Source organism: Candidatus Eisenbacteria bacterium (assembly GCA_013140805.1).
GTDB lineage: Bacteria > Eisenbacteria > RBG-16-71-46 > RBG-16-71-46 > RBG-16-71-46 > JABFRW01.
In genome coordinates this window covers 14,467-37,396 of the sequence record JABFRW010000055.1, presented here as the reverse complement: position 1 = coordinate 37,396, position 22,930 = coordinate 14,467, and the positions used below count along the sequence as shown (strand labels likewise).

General features: G+C 67.8%; 17 protein-coding genes. All 17 read left to right on the top strand.

The window, feature by feature from the left end; translation table 11 throughout:
• Nucleotide 1: 1 nt before the first annotated feature.
• The 17 genes from HOP12_05195 (at nucleotide 2) to pyrF (ending at nucleotide 22,882) form a co-directional block, all read left to right on the top strand.
• On the top strand, nucleotides 2-3,595 hold the full coding sequence (locus HOP12_05195; protein NOT33552.1) for an AAA family ATPase: 3,594 nt from the start codon (nucleotides 2-4) through the stop codon (nucleotides 3,593-3,595).
• A gap of 115 nt (nucleotides 3,596-3,710) precedes the next feature.
• Entirely contained in the window at nucleotides 3,711-4,700 is a 990-nt protein-coding gene (locus HOP12_05190; GenBank protein ID NOT33551.1) for a hypothetical protein, read from the top strand.
• Nucleotides 4,701-4,879: 179 nt separating this feature from the next.
• Nucleotides 4,880-5,428: a bifunctional pyr operon transcriptional regulator/uracil phosphoribosyltransferase PyrR gene (pyrR, locus tag HOP12_05185; GenBank protein ID NOT33550.1), complete on the top strand. Its 549-nt coding sequence runs from the start codon at nucleotides 4,880-4,882 to the stop codon at nucleotides 5,426-5,428.
• A gap of 138 nt (nucleotides 5,429-5,566) precedes the next feature.
• On the top strand, nucleotides 5,567-6,241 hold the full coding sequence (locus tag HOP12_05180) for a hypothetical protein (GenBank protein ID NOT33549.1): 675 nt from the start codon (nucleotides 5,567-5,569) through the stop codon (nucleotides 6,239-6,241).
• Nucleotides 6,238-8,073 (top strand): HAMP domain-containing protein, encoded by a 1,836-nt coding sequence (locus HOP12_05175; protein ID NOT33548.1) that lies wholly within the window; start codon nucleotides 6,238-6,240, stop codon nucleotides 8,071-8,073. Before HOP12_05180 ends, HOP12_05175 begins: the two co-directional genes overlap by 4 nt.
• 115 nt (nucleotides 8,074-8,188) lie before the next feature.
• The gene (gene mgtE, locus HOP12_05170) at nucleotides 8,189-9,523 is read left to right on the top strand and encodes a magnesium transporter (protein NOT33547.1); all 1,335 of its coding nucleotides are present in this window, start codon (nucleotides 8,189-8,191) and stop codon (nucleotides 9,521-9,523) included.
• A gap of 26 nt (nucleotides 9,524-9,549) precedes the next feature.
• A complete protein-coding gene (locus HOP12_05165; protein ID NOT33546.1) occupies nucleotides 9,550-9,981 on the top strand; it encodes a hypothetical protein in 432 nt (143 codons plus the stop codon).
• 183 nt (nucleotides 9,982-10,164) lie between these two features.
• Nucleotides 10,165-10,662 carry an Lrp/AsnC family transcriptional regulator gene (locus tag HOP12_05160; GenBank protein NOT33545.1) on the top strand — a complete coding sequence of 166 codons (498 nt, stop codon included), beginning with the start codon at nucleotides 10,165-10,167 and terminating at the stop codon, nucleotides 10,660-10,662.
• A gap of 2 nt (nucleotides 10,663-10,664) precedes the next feature.
• Nucleotides 10,665-11,621, top strand: coding sequence for an EamA family transporter (locus HOP12_05155; GenBank protein NOT33544.1), 957 nt, complete (start codon nucleotides 10,665-10,667; stop codon nucleotides 11,619-11,621).
• 87 nt (nucleotides 11,622-11,708) lie between these two features.
• The gene (locus HOP12_05150; GenBank protein NOT33543.1) at nucleotides 11,709-12,698 is read left to right on the top strand and encodes an aspartate carbamoyltransferase catalytic subunit; all 990 of its coding nucleotides are present in this window, start codon (nucleotides 11,709-11,711) and stop codon (nucleotides 12,696-12,698) included.
• Nucleotides 12,662-14,023: a dihydroorotase gene (locus tag HOP12_05145; protein ID NOT33542.1), complete on the top strand. Its 1,362-nt coding sequence runs from the start codon at nucleotides 12,662-12,664 to the stop codon at nucleotides 14,021-14,023. The genes HOP12_05150 and HOP12_05145 overlap by 37 nt, the downstream gene beginning before the upstream one ends.
• On the top strand, nucleotides 14,020-15,195 hold the full coding sequence (carA, locus tag HOP12_05140; protein NOT33541.1) for a glutamine-hydrolyzing carbamoyl-phosphate synthase small subunit: 1,176 nt from the start codon (nucleotides 14,020-14,022) through the stop codon (nucleotides 15,193-15,195). The genes HOP12_05145 and carA overlap by 4 nt, the downstream gene beginning before the upstream one ends.
• On the top strand, nucleotides 15,195-18,407 hold the full coding sequence (gene carB, locus HOP12_05135; protein ID NOT33540.1) for a carbamoyl-phosphate synthase large subunit: 3,213 nt from the start codon (nucleotides 15,195-15,197) through the stop codon (nucleotides 18,405-18,407). Before carA ends, carB begins: the two co-directional genes overlap by 1 nt.
• The gene (locus tag HOP12_05130; GenBank protein ID NOT33539.1) at nucleotides 18,407-20,266 is read left to right on the top strand and encodes a tetratricopeptide repeat protein; all 1,860 of its coding nucleotides are present in this window, start codon (nucleotides 18,407-18,409) and stop codon (nucleotides 20,264-20,266) included. Before carB ends, HOP12_05130 begins: the two co-directional genes overlap by 1 nt.
• Complete coding sequence (locus HOP12_05125; GenBank protein ID NOT33538.1) at nucleotides 20,263-21,198, top strand: hypothetical protein; 936 nt, start codon at nucleotides 20,263-20,265, stop codon at nucleotides 21,196-21,198. The genes HOP12_05130 and HOP12_05125 overlap by 4 nt, the downstream gene beginning before the upstream one ends.
• Nucleotides 21,195-22,172, top strand: a complete 978-nt coding sequence (locus HOP12_05120) for a dihydroorotate dehydrogenase (protein ID NOT33537.1) — start codon at nucleotides 21,195-21,197, stop codon at nucleotides 22,170-22,172. Before HOP12_05125 ends, HOP12_05120 begins: the two co-directional genes overlap by 4 nt.
• Nucleotides 22,169-22,882, top strand: a complete 714-nt coding sequence (gene pyrF, locus HOP12_05115) for an orotidine-5'-phosphate decarboxylase (GenBank protein ID NOT33536.1) — start codon at nucleotides 22,169-22,171, stop codon at nucleotides 22,880-22,882. Before HOP12_05120 ends, pyrF begins: the two co-directional genes overlap by 4 nt.
• Nucleotides 22,883-22,930: the final 48 nt, after the last annotated feature.

Below are 22,930 nucleotides of genomic sequence, written 5' to 3'. Positions count from 1 at the left end.
CATGAGCGAGTTCGACCCGACCACTCCCATCAACGCGCTGCCGTCGCGGCAGGCCGGAGACATCATCGCGGGGCGCTATCGCCTGACCGCGTGGCTGGGGCGCGGCGGCATGGGCGAGGTGTGGCGTGCGCACGACCCGCAGCTCGCGCGCGACGTCGCGGTGAAGGTCGTCTCGCCGGCCGCGTTCGACACCGCGGGTCGCGCCCGGCTGCTGCGCGAAGCGCGCATCGCGGCGTCGCTCAATCATCCGCACATCGTGGCGGTACACGATGCCGGCGAGGACGGCGTCCAGCCGTATCTCGTCATGGAGCTGGTGCTGGGAGAGAACCTGCGCGAGCGTCCGCCGCGCACCACCGAAGGCGCGGTGGTGGTCGCGAAGCAGGTGCTCGACGCACTCGCCCACGCGCACGCCCACGGCGTGGTGCATCGCGACTTGAAGCCCGAGAACCTGCTGGCGACCGGGCCTGTCGAAACACCGCGCATCAAGCTCTCGGATCTCGGTGTCGCGCGCGCGAGCGCGAGCGGCTCCGAGACCGCGCAGGGCACCATCCTCGGCACCGCGAACTACCTGTCACCCGAGCAGGCGCTCGGCGGCGAGATCGACGGCCGCGCCGACCTCTACGCGCTCGGGGTGCTGCTCTACGAGCTGATCGCAGGTCGCCTGCCGTTCACCGGCTCCGATGCGCTCGCCGTGATCTCGCAGCATCTGCATTCGCCGCCGTCGCCGCCGCGCGCGTTTCGGCCCGATCTATCGCCGGCGCTCGAACGCTTCGTGTTGCGGCTGCTCGCCAAGGCGCCGGAGCAACGCTTCGCCACGGCGGCCGAAGCCGCGAAAGAGCTGGAGCGCATCTGCACGCTGCCCGCGGTCGAAGCGAACGCGGAGCCCGCGACCACGCTGCTCGACCAGCTGGTGCGGGGCCGCATGGTGGGGCGCGCCAGCGAGTTCGAGCGCCTGCGCGAGGTGTGGCGTTCGGCACTCGCGGGGCGCGCGCAGCTTGCGCTGGTGTCGGGCGAGCCGGGGGTCGGCAAGACGCGCTTCGCGCGCGAGCTGATCGTGGCCGCGCGCGTCGACGGGGCCGCGGTGCTGATGGGCGGCTGCTACGAGTTCGAAGCCACCACGCCCTATCTGCCGTTCGTCGAGGCGCTGTCGGCGTGGGCGCGTGGACGCAGCGCCGAATCGATGCGGAGCGGACTCGGCGATGCGGCCGAGGAACTGGCGCGCCTGGTGCCCGAGATCAACGCGCGCCTCGGGCCCTACCCACCGATTTCGTCGCTGGCTCCGCACGAGGAGCGACTGCGCCTGTTCGACGCGTTCGCGCGCTTCCTGCGCGCGCTCGCGGCCGCGCGCGGATTGGTGGTGATGCTCGACGACGTGCAGTGGGCGGATACCGGCACGCTCGGACTGCTGCGCTACCTGCTGCGTCAGCTCGGCGATTCGCGCGTGCTGATGCTTGCGGCCTATCGCGAGGTCGAGCTGGATCGCGCGCATCCGCTCGCGGCTGCGCTGGTCGAGTGGAATCGCGAGCGCATCGCGACGCGCATCGCGCTCGGCCGGCTGGGGCGCGCCGACACCGACGCGCTGCTCGCGACGTTGATGGGGCAGGAGTCGGTGACGGCCGACTTCGGCGAGGTCATCCATCGCGAGACCGAGGGCAATCCGTTCTTCATCGAGGAAGTGGTCAAGTCGCTGATCGATCAGGGCGAGATCTACCGCGAGGGCGGTGAGTGGCAGCGCCGCGCGGTCCACGAGCTGGCGATCCCGCAGAGTGTGAAGGCGGCGATTGGCCGGCGCCTCGACAAGTTGAGTCGCGAATGCATCGAAACGCTCCACGTCGCGGCGGTGCTCGGCAAGACCTTCGCGTTCGCGGATCTGGCCGCCTCGTCGGAGCGCTCCGAGGACGCGCTGCTCGACGCCCTCGACGAAGCGGCCACCGCGCAGCTCATGGTGGCGCGCGAGAACGAGACCTTCGCGTTCACGCACGACAAGATTCGCGAAGTGCTCTACGAAGAGCAGAATCCGGTACGGCGTCGGCGATCGCACCAGCGCATCGGCGAGGCGATCGAGGCGCGCGAGCCGTCGCGCGTCGAAGATCTGGCATTTCACTTCATGCATAGCGGCGACCTCGAGCGCGCCTACCAGTGGACGACGGCGGCGGCCGAGCGCGCCCAGCACGTGTTCGCACTCGACGAGGCGGCCCAGTACGGAGAGCGCGCGCGCGAGTGCGCGGAAGCGTTGAACGATCCGGCGCGCCTCCTGGTTGCGCTGCGCGCACTCGCGATGGCGCATTCGCTGCGCGGCGATACGCCGACCACGCTGCGCACCTGCGAGGAGGCGCTCAAGCTCTGCACCACGGCGACCGAGCGCGGCCGGATCAACGCGATCGCGGGCGAAGCATGCGTGCGCGTGGGGCGCGCGGAGGGCGAAGCCTATCTGGCCGCCGCGAACCGCGAACTGGACCCCGCGACTCAGCCGTTCGAGCTGGCGATCGTCAAGGGCAACATCGCGCGCATTCACCACTACCGCATGGAGCATCGGCGCGCGATCGCGCTGCTGCACGAAGCGCTCGCGACGCCCGGGATCGAGAATGCGCCGTGGGTCAAGTTCGCGATCGTGCCGTTTCTCGCGGGCTCACATCAGCACCTGTGCGAGTTCGAAGAGAGCATGCGCTGGGCGCAGCTGTGCGTCGACGCAGGACGCGAGGCCAGGCTGCCCGGATTCGAAGCCTCGGGCCACGAGTTCATGGCGGAGGACCTCAACAGCATCGGGCGCTTTCGCGAAGGGCTCGAGCACGCGCACGCGGACCTGCGGATTGGCGAGCGCACCGGCTCGCTCGACCGCGAGGCGTGGGGTGGCTGGTGCGTGATGTGGTCCTTGTCGCAGCTCGGCGACCTCGTGGAGGCGATCGGATACGGGGAGCGCGCCTACCAGCTGGCGGCGGAGATCGGTGAGTCCCGGTTGACCTGCATCCTGTCGCTCAACCACGCCTGGATGCTGTGGGAACGCAATCGTGAGCCCGAGGCCGAGGCCTTGCTGCGCGATGGCGCGGAGCGTGCTCGGCAGCTCGGTCACGGCCTGACGCTGGCGGTCGTCGCGCTGGCGCGCGCGCAGCTCGAGCTGCGCAAGGGCAACGGGGAGGCCGCGTATGCGGCGGCGATCGAGTCGATCGAGGTCCGCAGAGGGACCGAGAATCTGGTCTCGATGGATCAATGCCAGGCGACCGCCTCGATGGCGGCGACCCTGTGCGGCCGGTTCGACATGGCCGAACAGCACGCGAACGTCGCCCTCGAACTGAGCAACCGTCTCGGGCTGATCTTTGGGCTCGGGCTCTCGCACCTGGCGTTCGGCCTGCTTGCGGCCACTCGCGCGCAGTTCGACCAGGCGATCTCGGCGTACGACCAGGCGCTGGCGGCGTTTGAGCCGCATGGGATCCGGATCGAGGCGGCGCGGGTGCGGGGGGCACGGTCGAGAGCACTCGAGGCCGCCGGCCGAAGCGCCGAGGCGGCGGCCGAGCGGGAGCGGGCGATGGCCCTGTTCGACGCCTGCGGAGTGACGCGAGAGGCGGCAGAGCTTCGGGCGGGTGCCGGGGAGCACTAGCCAGCCGGCCGGAATCTGCGCGGCCCAAAGCAACCCTTTCCCGGGTTCGACAGTCCAAGCCTGCAAATCCACCCCGAGGGCCGGATTCGGGCCCCAGTCAATTCGGAGGACCGCCATGAACCACCCCAGCCACTCTTCGAATCGCGGCGCCATCGCGCTTTCCCTGCTGCTCGCCTCGTGCCTGGTCACGGGCCTGATGCTCGAGCCGAGCTTCAACGCCGTGGTCACCCCGGTCGGACGCAGCCTCGCGGTGATCGGGATGCGGGCGGTGTCGAACGGCGCCAGGCTGGCTCACGAACGGCTGGCCCGAGTGTCCGATCAGCTCAGCGACTGGGCGCCATTGAACGCTCGCGCCGACCGTCGCGTGCTCGTGATGAGCACCGCGACCTCCTGGGATGCCCAGGTCGCGAACTGTGACGGCCCCGAGGATGCGACCGCGGCGGGCGGCAAGTCCGAGAAGTCCAGCAGCTACAGCTTCCGGAATGACGACTTCAGCATGGCGTTGATCGAACCCGGCAAGGGCTCCACCGTGTGGATGTCGAACTCCGATGACACTCGCATGCTGGGCCGGCTGCAGCGTGAGGAGAAGGGTCCGTTCATGTGGTTCCGCAAGAGCGGCGCTCACTACATCGTGCGCGACCCGGAAACGCTCGACGACGCCCGCGACATCGTCGGCCCGCAGGAGCTGCTCGGTCGCTCGCAGGGGCGGCTGGGTGCCCGGCAGGGCAGCTTCGGCGGCGCGCAGGGTCGTCTCGGCGCTCGTCAGGGCAGGCTCGGCGCACGCATGGGCACGCTGGCGGGTCGCGAAGTGAAGCTGCAGCTGGCGCTCCAGTCGGAGCGACTCTCGAGCTCCGAACGCCGCGACATCGAGCGATCGCTGGATCGGCTCGAAGTCGAGCGCGAGGCGATCCAGAACGAGATGGAGGCGCTCTCGAGCCAGCAGAGCGAACTCGGCGCGGTTCAGTCGCAGCTCGGCGCGGTTCAGGCCGAGCTGGGTGCGCGCCAGGCCGAGATCTCCAAGCGCGTCGGACGCGAGATGCGAGCACTGGCCGACCGCGCGATGCGTGACGGTACGGCCCGCCGGCTGCGCTTCGACAGCTACTAGCCGACGCTCGCCCAACCCCCGGTTTGCGAAACGCCGCTCGCCCTCGCGAGCGGCGTTTTGCGCTGGAGCGCTCGGGCCGGACCCCGCAAGCCTTCGAACCGTCGCCTTGCCGGACCGCACGGCGGACGGCTAAGGTTCGTCGCCACTCACCCCACCGGCACGCCGCTCCCGGAGATCCCATGGCGCTCAAGGAAAAGGCCGAGATCATCGACGCCGAGGGCATCCGGCGCATCGTGACCCGCATCGCGCACGAGATCGTCGAACGCAATAAGGGCATCGAGGAAGTCGTGCTGGTGGGCATCCGCCGGCGGGGCGTGCCGCTGGCGAGTCGGATCGCCGCCAAGATCGCCGAATTCGAGGGCAAGGCGCCGGTCGAGGGCACGCTCGACATCACGCTCTACCGCGATGACCTGTCGCTGGTCGCGCACCAGCCCGTGGTGGGCACGACCGAGATCCCGGTCGACATCAAGGACAAGATCCTCGTGCTGGTGGACGACGTGCTCTACACCGGTCGCACGGTGCGTGCCGCCATGGATGCACTGATCGATCACGGCCGGCCGCGGGCGATTCAGCTCGCCGTCGTGGTGGATCGTGGCCACCGCGAGCTGCCGATCCGGGCCGATTTCGTGGGAAAGAATGTCCCGACTTCGAAGAAAGAAGTCATCGGGGTCAAGCTCCTCGAGATCGACGGCATCGATTCGGTCGTGATCAAGGAAATCAACGACTGACGTGTCGTTGCGGGGCGCCACGCCCCGGTGAACCTCGGCCCGCCACCGGCCGATAATCCCCCAGGAACTCCGCCGTCGAGACGCAGGGTCTGTTCTGCCAGCTCCGACGGTCTCGCGTCCTCCAGGGAGGGTGGGTCGATGCGTCGAATGTGGACGCTGGTCGTCGCACTGATCGCATCGCTGCTTCAGTTCGCCGGGCCCGTGCCGTCGGCGAGCGCCGGAGTGCTGATGGGCACGCTTCAGCTCAAGGCGGTGTCCGGGCGGCTGACGGGCGGCGCCTCGAAGCTCCCGCGGGATCTGACCGACGCGGTCATCTATGTCGAGAAGATCCCGCCCGAAGTCGAACGCAAGCTCATCGGTCGCCGCCGCTTCCTGTTTTTTCGCAGCCGCCGCCCGGTCGAGGTGCTGAACGTGGTGCAACGGACTCGATTCAGCCCCCGCGTCGCGTCGATCGCGGCCGGTAGCAGCGTCGCCTTCTACAACCTCGACAAGATCTATCACAACGTATTCAGCGTCTCCTCCTCACGCCGGTTCGACCTCGGCAAGAACGCACCCGGAGCGCGTGACACCGTCGCGTTCGAGCGCGCGGGTGTCGTCAATCTGCACTGCGACATCCATCCCGAGGAGCAAGGTTATCTGGTGGTGACGCCGAATCACGCCTACACGCGGCCGGAGTCGCTCGGGACCTGGCGACTTCCCGTGTTGCCGCCCGGCAAGTACACGCTGCGCGTCTTTCACCCGCGAGTCGGCGAGTTCAGCCGCACGGTCGAGATGCCGGCGCGCGGCGACCTGAGCGTGGAACTGAAGCCGTGATCCCCCACATCAGCCTGCGCTGGAAGATCCTCGTGCTGGTGCTGCTGACGCCCGCGGTGCTGGCCGCGGCGACGCTGCTCACCGTCAATCGCAACGTCTCCGCGCACGTCGATTCGTCGAGCATTCACGAGAGTCTCGAGCACGCGGTCTCGGTGTTCGAGAGTGTGTTGCAGACGCGCTCGCGGGAACTGGCGGGCGGCGCGCGTGTGATCGCGCGCGATCCGCGCTTCTTCTCACTGCTGATGCTCGGACCCTCGCAGTCGGACAGCCGCTTCGTCGCCACCATGCGGGGCATGGCGAAGGACTTCAATCAGATCGCCCAGACCGACGTCTTCGAGGTGCTCGACCGCCGCGGTCGCGTACTGGCCTCGGTGGGCGCTGCGAGTTCGTCGCGCGATGCGCGGGCGGGGTTCGTGCGCGCCGTGCTCAAGGGTCAGCCGGTCGAGGGCATCCTGGTCGAGCGAAAGCTCCACTTTCAGGTCGCGCTTACGCCGGTCTTCGCCGACGGTCGCATCGTGGGTGCTTTGCTCATGGGTCGCGAGATCGGCCCGGCGCTCGCGCACGAGTTGCGCACCATGATGAAGTCCGAGGTCACGTTCGTTTCGGGCGCCGAGATCACCGGGACAACGCTCGAAGGACCTAAGGAGCGCGCCGCACTGCTGGCGGAACTGGCGAGACTCTCGGCGGACCCGGCGGTCGACCCGAATCTTCGCCCGGTCGAGCGCGTGAAGGCGGGCGGGCAGGAGTTCCTGACGCTGGTGCGTCGCCTGCCGGGCTCCGATCCGGGCGCTGCGCAGTGGTACGCCATGCAGCGGAGCTTCGATCCCGAAACCGAATTTGCGGGCCGCATGCGACGGCACCTGCTGGTGCTGGCCGCGATCGCGTTGCTGGCGGCAGGCATTACCGGGTTGCTGTTCAGCGAGCAGATCCTGCGCCCGATCCAGAGCCTGGTGCAGGGCGCGCGCGAAATGGAGAAGGGGAACTACGATTATCCGCTCAAGGTGAAGAACAACGACGAGCTCGGATATCTGGCGAATCGCTTCGCCGACATGCGACGTCAGGCGCGCGCGTACTTTGGCGGACTCGAGCAGGCCGAGCGGCTCAAGAGCCGCTTCCTCGCCGTGGCGTCGCACGAGCTGCGCACTCCGATCAGCGTGCTGATCGGCTATCACGACGTGCTAGCCAATGGCGAACTGGGTGCGATCAATCCAGCCCAGGCGGGCGCGCTTCAGAAGATGCGTTCGCATCTGGATCGGCTCACGCGACTGGCGGAGGACTCGGCACGCTTCGCGCGTGTGACGGGTGAACGCCTCGAGTTGGACTTCCAGCCGCAGGACGTCCAGTCGCTGGTGAGAGAGGCCGTCAACGCCGGACGCGCGGCCGGATCGGGCCGTTCGGTTCGGGTCGAGTTCGTGTGCGAAGCCGGCGATCTGACCATCGAAGCCGACTCGCAGAGCCTCGCGCACGCGATCTTTCAGCTGGTTGCCAATGGAATCCGCTTCACTCCCGACGGAGGGCGCGTCGACGTGCGAGTGACCCGCCACGGCGAACGACTGCACGTGGAGGTGCGCGATAGCGGCATCGGCATCGACGTCGAGGGAATCGGCTCGGCGCTCGCGAACGGATTCAGCGCCGCCGATTCGCTGACCTATCACTCGGCGCGAGGGCTCGAGTTCAATGCGCGCGGCCTCGGCCTCGGACTGCCGATCGCGAGCGCGATCGTGCAGGCCCATGGCGGAACGATTCGAGCTCAGAAGGGGGCCGAAGGCGGCAGCCTGTTCGTGATCGACGTGCCGCTCAAGCGCCCGGTGGAGATGTCGGAAGCCGCCTGAGCAGCGCCGAGTCCGAAACGCTGGACGTCCGCTCCGCGTAGCGGCTAAGTTGGGCGCGCCGAATGCCTGCGCCCGCGTTCGCGAGTCCGAGCGCGTTCTCAAGTCGGAGCCCCGCATGACCCTGCGCAGCGAAACCGAGCACGCCGCCGATCTCGCCGGTTCCGACCTGCGCGAGTCGTGGCGCCTGCTGACGCCCGACGAGCGCTTCGAAGCGTTCATGGAACTGCAGCGCGAAGACGCCGAGGAGCTGTTCTTCGAGCTGCCCGCTCGCGAGCAGGCGGATCTGCTGCTGGCGATGGCGTCGACGCAGCGACGTTCCTGGATGCGCCTGCTGCCGCCGGACGACGCCGCCGACGTCATACAGGAGGTGGACGACAGCCATCGAGAGACGCTGCTGTCGCTGCTCGATGGGCCGACGCGGCACGAAGTGGCGGCACTGCTGGCCTACGCCGAGGACGACGCCGGCGGGCTCATGAATCCGCGCTACGCTCGAGTGCGCGCCGACGTCACCGTCGACGAGGCGCTCAGCTACCTGCGCAAGCAGGCGCGCGAGGTGCTCGAGAACGTCTACTACGTCTACGTGATCGACGCGGAGCTCAAGCTGGCGGGTGCGGTGTCGTTCCGCGATCTGTTCTCGGCACCGAGCACCAGGACGGTGCGCGACATCATGAGCACCGATCTCGTCACCGCGCGCGAGGACATGGACCAGGAAGAGCTGTCGCGATTGTTCGCGGAGCATGACCTCCAGGCGATCCCGGTCGTGGATGCCGATGGCCGCATGAAGGGCATCGTGACGGTCGACGACATCGTCGACGTCATCCGGGAAGAGGCCACCGAGGACATCCAGAAGATCGGTGGTACCGCGGCCCTCGATGCGCCGTACCTCGACACCCCGTTCGCCGACATGATCAAGAAGCGCGTGGGGTGGCTCGCGGTGCTGTTCGTTGGCGAGATGTTCACCGCCAGCGCGATGGGCCGCTTCGAGCACGAGATTGCGAAAGCAGTGGTGTTGTCGGTGTTCATCCCGCTCATCATCTCGAGCGGCGGCAACGCCGGTTCGCAGGCCTCCACGCTGGTCATTCGCGCCATGGCGCTCGGCGAAGTGAAGCTCGGCGACTGGTGGCACGTGGTTCGTCGCGAACTCATGCAGGGGCTCGTGATGGGCGTGTTCCTGGGCCTCATCGGCTTCGTGCGCGTCCACATCTGGGAGTCGCTGTTCCACAGCTACGGCCCGCACACGCACCTGATCGCGCTGACGATTGGTTCGAGTGTGATCGGCGTGGTGATGTTCGGAACCCTGATGGGCTCCATGCTGCCGCTGCTGTTGCGCCGCGCCGGGCTCGATCCCGCGAGCGCCTCGGCCCCGTTCGTGGCGACGCTCGTCGACGTGACCGGCATCGTGATCTACTTCTCGATCGCGAGCCTGCTGCTGCGGGGCACGCTGCTGTAACGCCGAAGCGAAGGAGTCGAAGGGCGATGCGTTTCGCGAAGGTATTCACGTCGAGCGGGGCTGCGTTGCTGCTGATGGTGTTGGCAGCGTCGTGGGTCTCGGCCGCAGTGCAGCGGCCGGTGCTGGTACCCGTGCAGGAAGGGCGCCTCGTGATGAGCGTCTACCACACGGATGTTCGTGGCTACTACGGCGAGACCTCGCAGGCGGCGCCGATCGCGCGACTGCACGGGTGGGTGCGAACCGACTCGCTGGGACGCTACGAGGTGCGAACGATCCGGCCTGGGGCGTATCCGACCGGCGGAATCCCGGCGCACATCCACTTCGTTGTCGCGGGCCGCGCCGAAGAGCTGCAGTTCTCCGAGCGACGAGGCGGCGAATCCACGTTTGCAACCGTCCGCCCGGTCACGCGCGATCGCGCCGGCGTCGACCACGTGGTGCGCGACTTCCGCCTGCGCTGATCCGCCGCGCGGGCTCGCGCACCCCGCCGAACGCGAAACCCACCGTGTCGCACGGGGATCCGTCCTGTAATGAGGGCACCGACAGACGATTGTTCAGATAGTTCTTCATTTCACAAACGATCGTTCTCCGTTGTAGCGCATCTGCAGAATGTGTCACGTTGCGCCTCACGGGAGGACAAGGCGATGGACGAGATCGATCTCAAGATCATTTCCGCGCTTCAGAAGGATGGCCGCATCGCGAACGCCGAGATCGCGAGGCAGGTCGGAATGGCGCCCTCGGCAGTGCTCGAACGCATCCGCCGGCTCGAAGAACGTGGCGTGATCACCGGCTACCACGCGCAGGTTGCGCCGGTCCAAGTCGGGCGTTCGCTGCTCGCGTTCGTGCTGGTGCGAACCGACGAGCGCACCGGCGAGCACGACACCGCCAAGTCGCTGGTCGAGATTCCCGACGTGCTCGAGGTGCACCATGTGGCGGGGCAGGACTGCTACCTGCTCAAGGTGCGGTGCGAGAACACCGAGGAGTTCGGCCGGCTGTTGCGCGATCGCGTTGGCTCGATCGCGACCGTGCGTTCGACGCAGTCCACGATCGTGCTGGGCACGTTCAAGGAATCGATGACGCTGCCGCTTGCCGCGGGCGAGGCAGTGACGACCAACGGCAAGAAGTCCGGAGCGCGGCGATGAACATGCCGCGCAGTCTCCGTGCCCGCATCCTGATCGCGTTTGCCTGTGTGTACGTGATCTGGGGCTCGACCTACCTCGGCATCCACTGGGCGCTCGAATCGTTCCCGCCCTTTTCGCTCGGCGGGATTCGATTCCTGATCGCGGGTGGCGCGCTGTTCGCGATCCTGAGGTGGCGCGGCGCAGCACTGCCGACCGCCGCTCAGTGGCGCTCCTCTCTGATCCTCGGCGGACTCATGCTGTTCATGGGAAACGCAGGCGTGACCTGGTCCTCTCAGCACGCGCCCTCGGGGCTCGTCTCGCTGATCGTCTGCACGGTGCCGCTGTGGATGGCGATCCTGCCGTTCGTGCTCGAGCACAAGACGCCCGCACCCGCCGTGATCGCGGGGCTCGCAGTCGGATTTGCAGGCATCGTGATGCTGGTCGGCCCGGCGGCAACGCGCGCGAGCGGCGCAATGCCGGTCGTTCCGGCCATCGTGCTCACCATCGGCTCGCTGGCGTGGGCGTATGGCTCGTTGCAGGCGCCGAAGCTCGAGATGCCGGCCTCCAAACTGATGGGTGCCGCGATGCAGATGCTGTGCGCCGGCGCGCTCTTCACGGTGCCGATCGTCGCGACCGGGGAGCTGCCGCGGCTCGCCGCGGCGACGATCACTCCGCGCGCCGTGAGCGCGATGCTCTACCTGATCGTGTTCGGATCGATCGTGGGATTCACCGCCTATGCGTGGCTGCTGAGCGCGACGACGCCTGCGCGGGTTTCGACCTACGCGTTCGTGAACCCGATCGTCGCCGTGCTGCTCGGCTGGGCGTTCGGAGGTGAGGCCATCACGGCACGCGTGATCCTGTCGGGTGCGCTGATCGTGGGGGCAGTCGCGCTGATCACGCTGGCTCCGGCGAAGGCACGGAGTGTCGCTCCGAAGCCGGTCGAGCACGATCTCGATCGTGCCGGAAATCGGGTTGCGTAGGGGAGACGCGTGACCTAAAGTCGCGCCCCAGTTCCCGATCACGCACATCCTTTAAGGCCGCCCCGAGAGGTGGCAAAGGGAGAGCCGATGAACCATGCCCGATTGCACCCACACGCCCCGGCGCCCAGCGGCGCAGGGGCTTCGTCTCATCCGCGCCATCTGCTCGGCCTCGAACACCTGCAGCGCGAGACGCTGCTCGCACTCCTCGAGGATGCGGCCAAATGGCGCGAGCGGGCCCGCACGCGTGAACTGCCGTGCGAGAGGCCTCGAGGCGTGACCGTGTGCAACGCGTTCTTCGAGGACTCGACGCGCACGCGCATTTCGTTCGAGCTGGCGGAGCAGCGGGTCGGGGCTACGCGCGTTTCGTTCTCCGCGAGCGGCTCTTCGGTATCCAAGGGCGAGACATTGCTCGATACCGCGCGCGTGATCGCCGCGATGAACGTGGACGTGCTGGTGGTGCGGCATCCGTCATCGGGTTCGGCCGCGCACCTGGCGAGGCACTTGGACGCGATCGTGGTGAATGGCGGCGACGGCACGCACGAGCACCCGACGCAGGGCCTGCTCGACCTGCTGACGCTGCGCGACGCTTGGGACGGTCGATTCGAGGGTCGCCGCATGGCGATCGTCGGTGACATCGCGCACTCACGCGTCGCGCGCTCCGCAATCCACGGACTGCGCAAGCTGGGTGCGACGATCACGGTCGCGGGCCCGGCGACGCTGCTGCCGGCCGAAGTCGAATCGCTCGGCGTGCGTGTCGCGCATTCGGCCGACGAGGCGCTCGAGGGCGCAGACGCCGCGATGGCGCTGCGCATCCAGCGCGAGCGCATGGAGTGCGGGCTGCTGCCGAGCATGGGCGAGTACGCGCGCGAGTGGGGGCTCAACGCCGAGCGCGTCTCGCGCATGAAGCCGCACGCAGTCGTCATGCACCCGGGGCCCATGAATCGCGGCGTCGAGATTGCGCCCGATGTGGCCGACGGCGAACGCTCGGTGATCTTCGACCAGGTCGAGAACGGTGTGGCGGTGCGCTGCGCGGTGCTCGAATGGTGCGCGGGCTCGCTCGCGAAGGCGGCCGCGTGAGCGGCGTGACGATCCTGCAGGGCGCACGCCATTGGAAGAGCGGCGCGACGATCGATGTCGCGATGCGAGACGGCGCGATCGTCGAGGTGCGCCCGTCGCAATCCGCCGAGATCAAGTCCGACACGCTGATCGAGGCCGCGGGCCGGGTACTCGCCCCGGGGCTCGTCGATCTGCACGTACACCTGCGAGAGCCCGGACAGACCTCAAAGGAGTCGATCGCGACCGGCACGCGCGCGGCTGCGGCGGGCGGATTCACCGCGGTCGCGTGCATGCCCAACACGAACCCGGTGGTCGACAACGTAGCGTGGGTGCGCTGGGTACTCGAGCGCGCGGCCGAGTCTGGCCACTGCCGCGTGCATCCGATCGCCGTGGTGACACTCGGCCAGAAGGGCGAGCAGCTCGCCGAGATGCATGCACTGGCCGCCGCGGGTGCGGTCGCGTTCTCGGACGACGGGCGCCCGGTAATGAGTGCGGCGATCATGCGCCGGGCACTCGAATACTCGCGTCCGCTCGGGCTGCCGATCGTGTGTCACGAGGAAGACCTCACGCTCAAGGGCGATGGCCACATGAACGAAGGCGCGGTCGCAACGCGGCTCGGGATCCGCGGCATTCCGAGCCAGGCCGAGAGCGTGATGGCGTGGCGCGACGTCGATCTCGCGGCGCTTACGCGCGGTCGCGTGCACCTGGCACACCTCTCGTGCGCGAGCTCGTTCGAAGCCTTGCGCCATGCGAGGCGGCGCGGCCTGAACGTGACCGGCGAAACCTGCCCGCACTACTGGATGCTCACCGAGGAAGCCGTCGGCGATTACGACACACACGCCAAGATGAATCCGCCACTGCGCGCCGAGCACGACCGCCTTGCGACCATCGAAGCGATCGTGGATGGAACGATCGATTGCCTCACCACCGATCACGCCCCCCACACCTTCGAAGAGAAGCGCCAGACCTTTGATGCGGCACCCTTCGGGATCGTGGGGCTCGAGACCGCGATCGCGCTCACCGTGACCGGGCTCGTCGAGCCCGGTCACCTGTCGCTCGCTCGCGCGATCGAGCTGTGGACCGATGCGCCGCGGCGCGTGTTCGGGCTTCCGCAGGTTTCGCTCGAAGTGGGCTCGCCCGCCGACCTGGTGCTGCTCGAGCCGGAGGAGCGCTGGACGGTCGAGCCTGCAGCCTTCTACTCGAAGGGCCGCAACACGCCGTTTGGTGGGATGCAGGTTCGCGGTCGCGCAGCACTCACGATGTGCGGCGGTCGGATCACGCACGCGCTTCCCGCAGTCGTGATTCGTCGCGGCGCCGAAACGGGCGCGGCCGTGGGGGCGATGTGAAGCGTCGCCCGCCGGCGATCCTCGCGCTGGAAGATGGCCGCGTATTCCGCGGCGAGTCGTTCGGTGCGCCCACCGAGACGACCGGCGAAGTGGTGTTCAACACCGCAATGAGCGGCTACCAGGAAGTGTTGAGCGATCCTTCCTACTGCGGCCAGATCGTCACCTTCACTTATCCGCTCATGGGCAATTACGGCGTCAACTCCGAGGACTTCGAGAGCGATCGCCTCCGCGCGCAGGGCATGATCTGTCGCGAGGTATGCGAGGTGCCAAGCAACTGGCGCTCGACTGGGCGGCTTCAAGACTTGCTCGAGCAGCGCAACGTGCCCGGGATCTGCGGCATCGATACCCGAGCACTCACGCGTCACCTGCGCTCCGCCGGCGTCATGCGTGGCTGTCTCTCGGCGACCGAGTCCGACGCCGACGTGCTGGTCGAGAAGGCGCGCAGGAGCCCGAGCATGATGGGCCTGGCACTCGCCGATCTCGTCACGACCAGCGAGCCCTACTGGTGGGGCGCTTTCGGGCCTGCCGAGACCGACGACGCGGCCGATGCCGCGAAGCCTCTCGCCCTGGTCTACGACTTTGGCGTCAAGTACAACATTCTGCGGCGGCTGCGCATCGAGGGCTTCCGCGTGCGTGTGGTGCCGGCGCGCACGCCCGCGCGCGAGGTGCTCGCGATGAAGCCCGATGGCGTCGTGCTGTCGAATGGCCCGGGCGACCCGGAGCCGCTCGACTTCGCGATCGACGCCACGCGCGAAGTGGCGAAGGCGGTGCCCACGCTCGGCATCTGCCTGGGCCACCAGTTGATCGGCCTCGCGTTCGGGGGAAAAAGCGGCAAGCTCAAGTTCGGACATCGAGGCATCAATCACCCGGTGATCGACCTGCGCACCCATGCCGTCGAGGTGACCTCGCAGAACCACGGCTTCTATGTGGACGTCGACTCGATGCCGGAGGGCGAGTTCGAGATCACGCACGTGAGCGGCAACGACCGCTCACTCGAGGGCATGGTGCATCGCAAGCTCCCGGTGTTCGCGTGTCAGTACCACCCTGAGTCCGCCCCCGGCCCGCATGACTCGCGCCCGTGGTTCAAAGCGTTCGCAGACGCGGTCGCGAAGCGGCGGGGCGAGAAGTCGACGATGAAACCGGCCGAGCTTGCGACCGGAAAGGCCCGCTGATGCCCGTCCGCCCCGGTCTCAAGAAGGTTCTGATCCTCGGCGCTGGTCCGATCGTGATCGGGCAGGCGTGCGAGTTCGACTACTCGGGGACCCAGGGTTGTCGCGCGCTGCGCTCACTCGGCATCGAAGTGGTGCTGCTCAACTCGAACCCGGCCACGATCATGACCGACCCCGAGTTCGCCGATCGCACCTACATCGAGCCGCTGCGCCCCGAGATCGCCGAGCGCATCATCGAGCGCGAAAGGCCGGACGCGCTGCTGCCGACTCTCGGCGGCCAGACGGCACTCAACCTGGCGATCGCGCTCGCGCATTCAGGCGTGCTCGCCAAGCACAACGTGCAGTTGATCGGCGCGTCGCTCGATGCGATCGAGACGGCGGAAGATCGCAATCGCTTCAAGCACGCCATGGAAGCCGAGGGGCTCCAGCTTCCCAAGTCCGGCTACGTGGACACCGTGCACGGTGCCGTGGAGCTGGCCGAGCAGCTCGGGTATCCGCTCGTGATTCGCGCTTCGTTCACGCTCGGCGGGCAGGGTTCGGGGCTCGTACACGATCGCCGGCAGCTGCGCGAAGTGGCGCGACTGGCAATCGCGCAGAGCGGCTCCGGCTCGATTCTGATCGAAGAGTGTCTGGTCGGCTGGAAGGAATTCGAGCTGGAAGTGATGCGCGATCGGGCGGACAACGTGGTGATCGTGTGCTCGATTGAGAACTTCGATCCGCTCGGCGTTCATACCGGTGACAGCATCACGGTGGCGCCCGCGCAGACGCTCTCGGATGTCTGCTATCAGGAGATGCGCGACGCAGCACTTCGCGTGATGCGGGCGATCAAGGTCGAAGCGGGCGGATCGAACATCCAGTTCGCCGTGCACCCGGATACGGGCGAGATGCGCATCATCGAAATGAATCCGCGCGTCTCCCGCTCCTCGGCGCTCGCGAGCAAGGCCACCGGGTTCCCGATCGCAAAGATCGCGGCGCTGCTCGCGGCCGGGCTCACGCTCGACGAGATCCCGAACGACATCACCCGGAAGACGCCGGCGTGTTTCGAGCCGACGCTCGATTACTGCGTGGTCAAGATCCCGCGCTGGGCGTTCGAAAAGTTCCGCGGCGCCGATCCGCGCCTCGGCACGCGCATGAAGTCGGTGGGCGAGGTGATGGCGATCGGACGCAACTTCCCCGAGGCGCTGCTCAAGGGCTGGCGTGGACTCGAGAGCGGGAGCGGCCTCCTGCCGGGGCCGGCGGCCGCGATCGAGCTGCCGGGACTGATCGAGGCGATCCGCGAGCCGTACGCCGATCGACTGCGTGACCTGTTCCGCGTGCTCGCAAGCGGTGAGAGCCCGGAGTCGGTGGCGGCGGCGACCGGCGTGGACCCGTGGTTCCTGCATCAGATGAAGCGCATCACCGATCTCGATCACGAGCTGACGACGGTCGCGACCCGCGACTCCGAAGCGGCATGGAGCGAGGGGCTCGTCTACGAAGCCAAGCGGCTCGGCATCTCGGATTTGACGCTCGCGGACCGACTCGATACCACCGAGGTCGAAGTACGGAGACGCCGTCACGAGGAAGGGATCCTGCCGGTGATGAAGGCCGTCGACACCTGCGGCGCCGAATTCGCAGCCGAGACGCCCTACTTCTACTCGACCTACGAAGATGAGACCGAGACGCCCACGAGCACGCGGCCGCGCGTGATCATTTTGGGCAGCGGGCCCAATCGAATCGGACAGGGGCTCGAGTTCGACTACTGCTGCGTGCAGGCGGCGCTCGAGCTGAAGGAGCGCGGCTACGATGTGCTGATCGTCAACTCGAATCCCGAGACGGTGAGCACCGACTACGACATCTCGAGTCGTCTCTACTTCGAGCCGCTCACTACGGAAGACGTGCTGAACGTGGTCGAGGCTGAGAAGCCGATCGGCGTAATCGTTCAGCTCGGCGGGCAGACGCCGCTCAAGCTGGCGCGATCGCTCCACGAGGCGGGCGTGCCGTTGTGGGGCACGCCGTTCGACGGGCTCGACCTGGCCGAGAATCGTGAGCGATTCCGATTGCTCATTCAGGAGCTGGGCCTGCTGCAGCCACCGAGTCTCACCGCCGCATCGCCGGCCGAGGCGCTGCACGCGGCGCGTACGCTCGGTTATCCGGTGCTGGTGCGGCCTTCGTACGTACTCGGTGGGCGCGGCATGCGCGTGGTGTATCGCGAGGAAGAGCTGCGCGACTGGCTCGAGCACGAAGCGCTCGTGTCGGCCGCGGAGCCGGTGCTGGTGGATCAGTTCCTGGGCGGCGCCCTCGAAGTCGACGTGGACGCGGTTGCGGATGGCGAAACGGTGCTGATCGGTGCGGTGATGGAGCACATCGAGGAAGCCGGGATCCATTCCGGTGACTCCACGTGCGTGATCCCGCCATTCACGCTCGGCGAAGAAACGGTCGCCGAGGTGCGCCGCGTGACGGCCAAGCTCGCTCACGCGCTCGGCGTCAAGGGGCTTCTGAACGTGCAGTTCGCGGTGCGCAACGACGAGGTGTTCGTGCTCGAGGCCAATCCGCGCGCCTCGCGCACCGTACCGTTCGTGAGCAAAGCGATCGGCCTTCCGCTTGCGCGAATCGCGGCGCGTGTCATGGCGGGCGAGCGACTGGCGGACATCGCACCCGCCGAAGCGCCCGAAGCCACCATGGTGAGCGTCAAGAAACCGGTGCTTCCGTTCGCCCGCTTCCCGGGCGAGGACTCGCTGCTGGGCCCCGAGATGAAGTCGACCGGCGAGGTGATGGGGCGCGACATGGACTTCGGCCGCGCACTCGCCAAGGCTCACCTGGGCTCGGGGGATCCGCTTCCCGACAGTGGAACCGTGTTCCTGAGCCTGCGGGACGACGACAAGCGTGCCATCACGTTCATGGCGAAGAAACTGGTCGAACTGGGGTATGACCTGGTGGCGACGCGGGGCACCGCGCGCTTCCTGGCACGCAACGGAGTACCCTGCCGCCAGGTTTTCAAGGTGCACGAGGGGCGGCCCAACGTGGTGGACATGATCGAATCCGCAGAGATCCAGCTCGTGATCAACACCCCGCTCGGACGTACGTCCGAGTACGACGAGAAGGCGATTCGCGCCAGTGCGATCGCGTACGGAGTGCCGGTGATCACGACGGTCGCGGGCGCCCTTGCCGCGACCTCCGGCATCGAAGCGATGCGGCGCGGACCGCTCGAAGTGACCGCACTGCAGGAGCGAATCTAGTGCGGCCGACCCGCGACTCGAGACTCACCGCATCGAATGCGACGGCACTTGCGGCGGCAGCGCTCGCGCTCGTGATCCTGTCTTCGTGTGCCTACTACAACACCTTCTTCCTGGCGCGCCGCAACTACAACAACGCCACGAACGGGCTGCCGTACGCGGTCGACAAGGGTGGCTCGAGCGCGCTCACGCAGAGCGGCACCACCGCGAATGTCGTGCCGCAGTACAACAAGGCGATCGACTACTCGAAGAAGGTGATGGGCGTCTACGCCAAGTCCAAGTGGGTCGACGATGCCTATCTGATGTGGGCGAAGTCGCTGATCGGCAAGGACGACCCGGGTCAGGCGATCGAGCTGCTCGAGGAGTTTCCGTTGCGCTACCCCGAGAGCTCGCTGAGACGCGAAGCGGCGTTCTATCGCGCCCTCGCACTGCGTCACTCGCGCAAGTACGCAACCTCGCTCGGCGCCTTTGACGACTTCCTCGCCTCGGCACCCAAGCACGACCTGACGCCTTACGCGCATCTCGAGCGGTCGCGTGTGCTGCTGTCGCTCGATCGCCCGCTCGACGCGGCCGAGGCCGCGAGTCGTGTCGTCGAAGGCTGGCCCAAGCACCTGCTTCGCGAGCGGGCATTGCAGGCACGCGCTGAGGGTTTGCTGACCGGCCGGCAGACCGACAAGGCACGCGCGGACTTTGCCGAGCTGGGCCGCCGGGCGGACAACGACGACGATCGCTTCACCTTCCTGTTGCGCGAAGTCGACTGCTACGAAGCGGCGCGCGACTGGAATGGAGCACTCGGACTGCTGCGCGGCGCGATCGGCTACGAGCGCGAGCCGGCGCTGGTCGACACCGCCGCGGCGACGGCCGGCTTCGGCGGTACCAGCAATCGGCAGGCGGAGCGATGGGGTCGCCTCAAACTGCGAATCGGCACGGTGTTGGCCCAGAGCGGCAATCGCGACGGAGCCCTCGAGTCTTTCAACGACGTGATCGCGCGCTACTGGCGCCAGCCGCTCGCGGCCGAGGCGCAGTTTCGCGTGGGCTACGTGTTCGAGACGGTCGCGGACGACTTCGAACGCGCTCGCGAAGAGTATGGAAAGGTGCGCCTGCAGTCGCCGTCGTCGTCGTTCGTCGGCCAGGCGTCCCAGCGCGACGCTCAGCTGGCGAGACTCGCGCAGTACCGGAACTCGACCGGCAGCGACTCGTCGGTTCGTATCGCAGAGGCGGCGCTGATGCGCGCCGAGCTCTACTTGTTCCAGCTCGACAAGCCGGATCGAGCACTCGAGGAATACTCCAAGCTCGCTTCCGACCTCAAGGGAACGCCGTGGGAAGCGAAGGCGATGACGGCCGAAGCGTGGGTGCTTCGCAACAAGCTCGATCAACCCAAACGCGCCGACTCTCTGTGGTGGGAGGTGGTGCGCCATCACCCCGAAACCGAAGCGCAACTCGCTGCGCGTGACTATCTCGAGGAGTCCGGGATCCAGGTGCCCGATTCGCTGATCAAACTGCCTCCGGTGCCTTCGCACGCCGACACGGTCAAGGACCTGCTCCCGCCCCCGGCGCCCACGCCGACCGCAATGGACCGCCGCCAGATGATGGCGGACTCGCTGCTGCGTTCGGGCTACGGCCGCTCGCTGTACGGAAGCCCGGACACGCCCGCGGCGCGATTCGATTCGCTCGGGCGGCTCGTGCCGCCGGGCATGCTGATGCTCGATCCTTCACGCGGGCTGCCGGCGCGATTCCGTCCAGACTCTCTGGATCGCTCGTCGCGTGATTCGCTCGCCGTCAGTTCGCCGCCCGTACCCGTTGCACCGAGCGCCCCCGACTCGAGCCTCACGGGTCCACCGGCTCCCGCGAACAAACCATGACCCGCGCCGTGACCGCACCGCGCCCGTCGGCCCTTCAAACTCGCGCGAGCCTCGCCGAGTACCGTCCGACCTGGAGTCAGGCGATCGCGCGGGTCACTCGTCACGAGGACTACGGCGCCGGCCATCGGTGGCTCGACCTCGAAGTCTCGAGCGGCATGACCGTGCCCGTTGCGGGGCAGTTCGTTCAGCTGCTGCTGGTGGCGCCGTCGCCGGTGTTGCTGCCGCGACCCATGAGCATCGCGGATGCGAAACTGACGCGTGGGCGCCTCACGCTGAGTTTTCTCTACGCGCCGGTCGGCACCGGCACGCAGTCGCTCGCGGCACTCGGTCCCGGCGATGCGATCGAATTGCTCGGACCGCTGGGGCGCGGTTATCCGCTCGAGGAGTCCGGAACGCCGGTGTTGATCGCAGGCGGCCGTGGCGTGGCGCCTCTGCTGTTCGCAGCCGATGCACTGGCCGCGCAGAGTCGCCCGTGCGTATTTCTGTTCGGGGCACGAACGCGTGAGTTGCTGGTCGGGCTCGACGATGCGAAGCGGAGACTCTCGAAGAGTGGGAGCGAGCTGCACCTCGCCACCGACGACGGCAGCAGGGGAACGCGGGGCAACGTGCTGCTGCTGCTCGAGAGGCTTCGGCGAACGCACCCGGGCCCGCTCGTCATTCACTCGTGCGGGCCGCACCGCATGCTCGAAGCCGTGGCGCGATGGGCGCTGACGCACGGCCGCCGCGCGCACCTCGCGATGGAGTCCGTGATGGCGTGCGGCACCGGAGTGTGTCGCGGCTGTCCGATGCCGCGCAGCGAGGAGTCGCGGCGGCGATTCGATCGCGAGCGTGGCACCAGTCCCTCGCTGTACGGCAACCAGGAGTACGCGATGTGCTGCACCGAAGGGCCGGTGTTTGCGGCTGCGGACCTCGATTGGGATCGCGTGGAATGAGCGCCACCCGGACTCCGCGGTTGACCACACGCATTGGCTCGCTGGTGCTGAGCAATCCGATCCTGACCGCGTCGGGCACCTTCGGCTACGGCGACGAGTACGCGCACGTGGTGGAACTGAGCGCACTCGGTGCGGTGATCACCAAGACCGTGACCGTCGAACCGCGGGCCGGCAACGCGCCCACGCGCATCGCCGAGACGCCGGCGGGAATGCTGAACTCGATCGGACTCGAGAACGTCGGACTCGCGCGCTACCGCGCCGAGAAGCTCCCCAAGCTGCGGAAGCTCGGCGCTCACGTGATCGTGTCGGTTGGCGGCGAGACCACGAACGAACTGGTGCGCCTGTTGGAGGCGCTGGGTGACGAACGCGATCTGGCCGGTTTCGAGATCAACTTCTCGTGTCCAAACGTATCGCGCGGTGGCGCGCGGTACTGGGCGGTACCGCGACGACTCGAGCGCACCATGAAGCGGCTGCGCGGACTGACGCGTCATGTGCTGATTGCGAAGCTGTCCCCGGACGTCACATCGGTGGGAGACCTCGCGATCGCGTGCGAGCAAGGCGGTGCCGACGCGGTCACCGCGGTAAACACCTTCGTCGGCATGGCGGTCGATCTCGACCAGCGGCGATCGAAGCTCAATCGCGCGACCGGCGGAGTGTCGGGGCCCGCGATCAAGCCACTCGCACTGGCGCGCTGTCATGAGGCCGCACGAGCGGTGCGCATTCCGGTGATCGGCTCGGGCGGCATCATGAATGCGCGAGACGCGCTCGAGTTCATCGCGGTCGGCGCCACTGCCGTTCAGGTGGGTACGGCGAGCTTCGTGCGACCCCGCGCCGCGCAGGAAGTGCTCGAAGACCTGCGGAGTCAGCTCACGCTGCGTGGGATCAAGTCGATCGATGAGTGGCGGGGCTGCTTGATGGACGCTCTGCGTCCGAGCGCAAACGGTCGGCCTGCACGCGCGGAAGTTGCCCGATGACCGAGATCGCCATCGCGTTCGACGTACCGTCGATAGCGGCCGCACTCGCGCTCGATGAGCGGCTGGGGCCCGGCCCCGAATACGCGAAAGTGGGTCTCGAGCTGTTCGTGGCCGAGGGACCTGCTGCAATCCGCGCCATCAAAGAACGCGGACGACGCGTGTTTCTCGACCTCAAGCTGCACGACATTCCGAACACCGTGCGCGGCGCCGCCGCTTCGGCCGCACGCCACGGCGCCGATCTGCTGACGGTGCATGCTCCCGGCGGCGCGGCGATGGTGTCGGCGGCGGTCGAGGGAATCGAGTCCGCGGGAGGGAGCACCAAGGTCGTGGCCGTAACGCTGCTCACCAGTCTCGACACCGACAGCCTGCCGCCCGGCTTCGAGAAGCCGTTCTTCAAGGACCTGGTGATCGAGCGGTTGCTGCGCCTGTCGCTGACCGCAGGTGCCCACGGCATCGTATGCGCGGCACCCGATCTGGAAGCGGTGCGCGCGTGCTATCGAGAGCCGTTCTTCGCCGTGACCCCCGGCATTCGCCCGGCCGGCGGTGCTGCTCAGGATCAGGCGCGCGTCGCCACCATCACCGAAGCGGTGCGGCTCGGCTCGAGCTTGCTGGTGCTGGGCCGCGCCGTGACCGGCGCCGCAGATCCACGCGCCGCACTCGAGGCCGCACGCGCCGAGCGCGATGCGGCGGTCGGGAGTCTGGCGGGCTGATCGCCCCGCGGCGCACACCCGAAGCGATCGTCACTTCGCTCCGGGTGC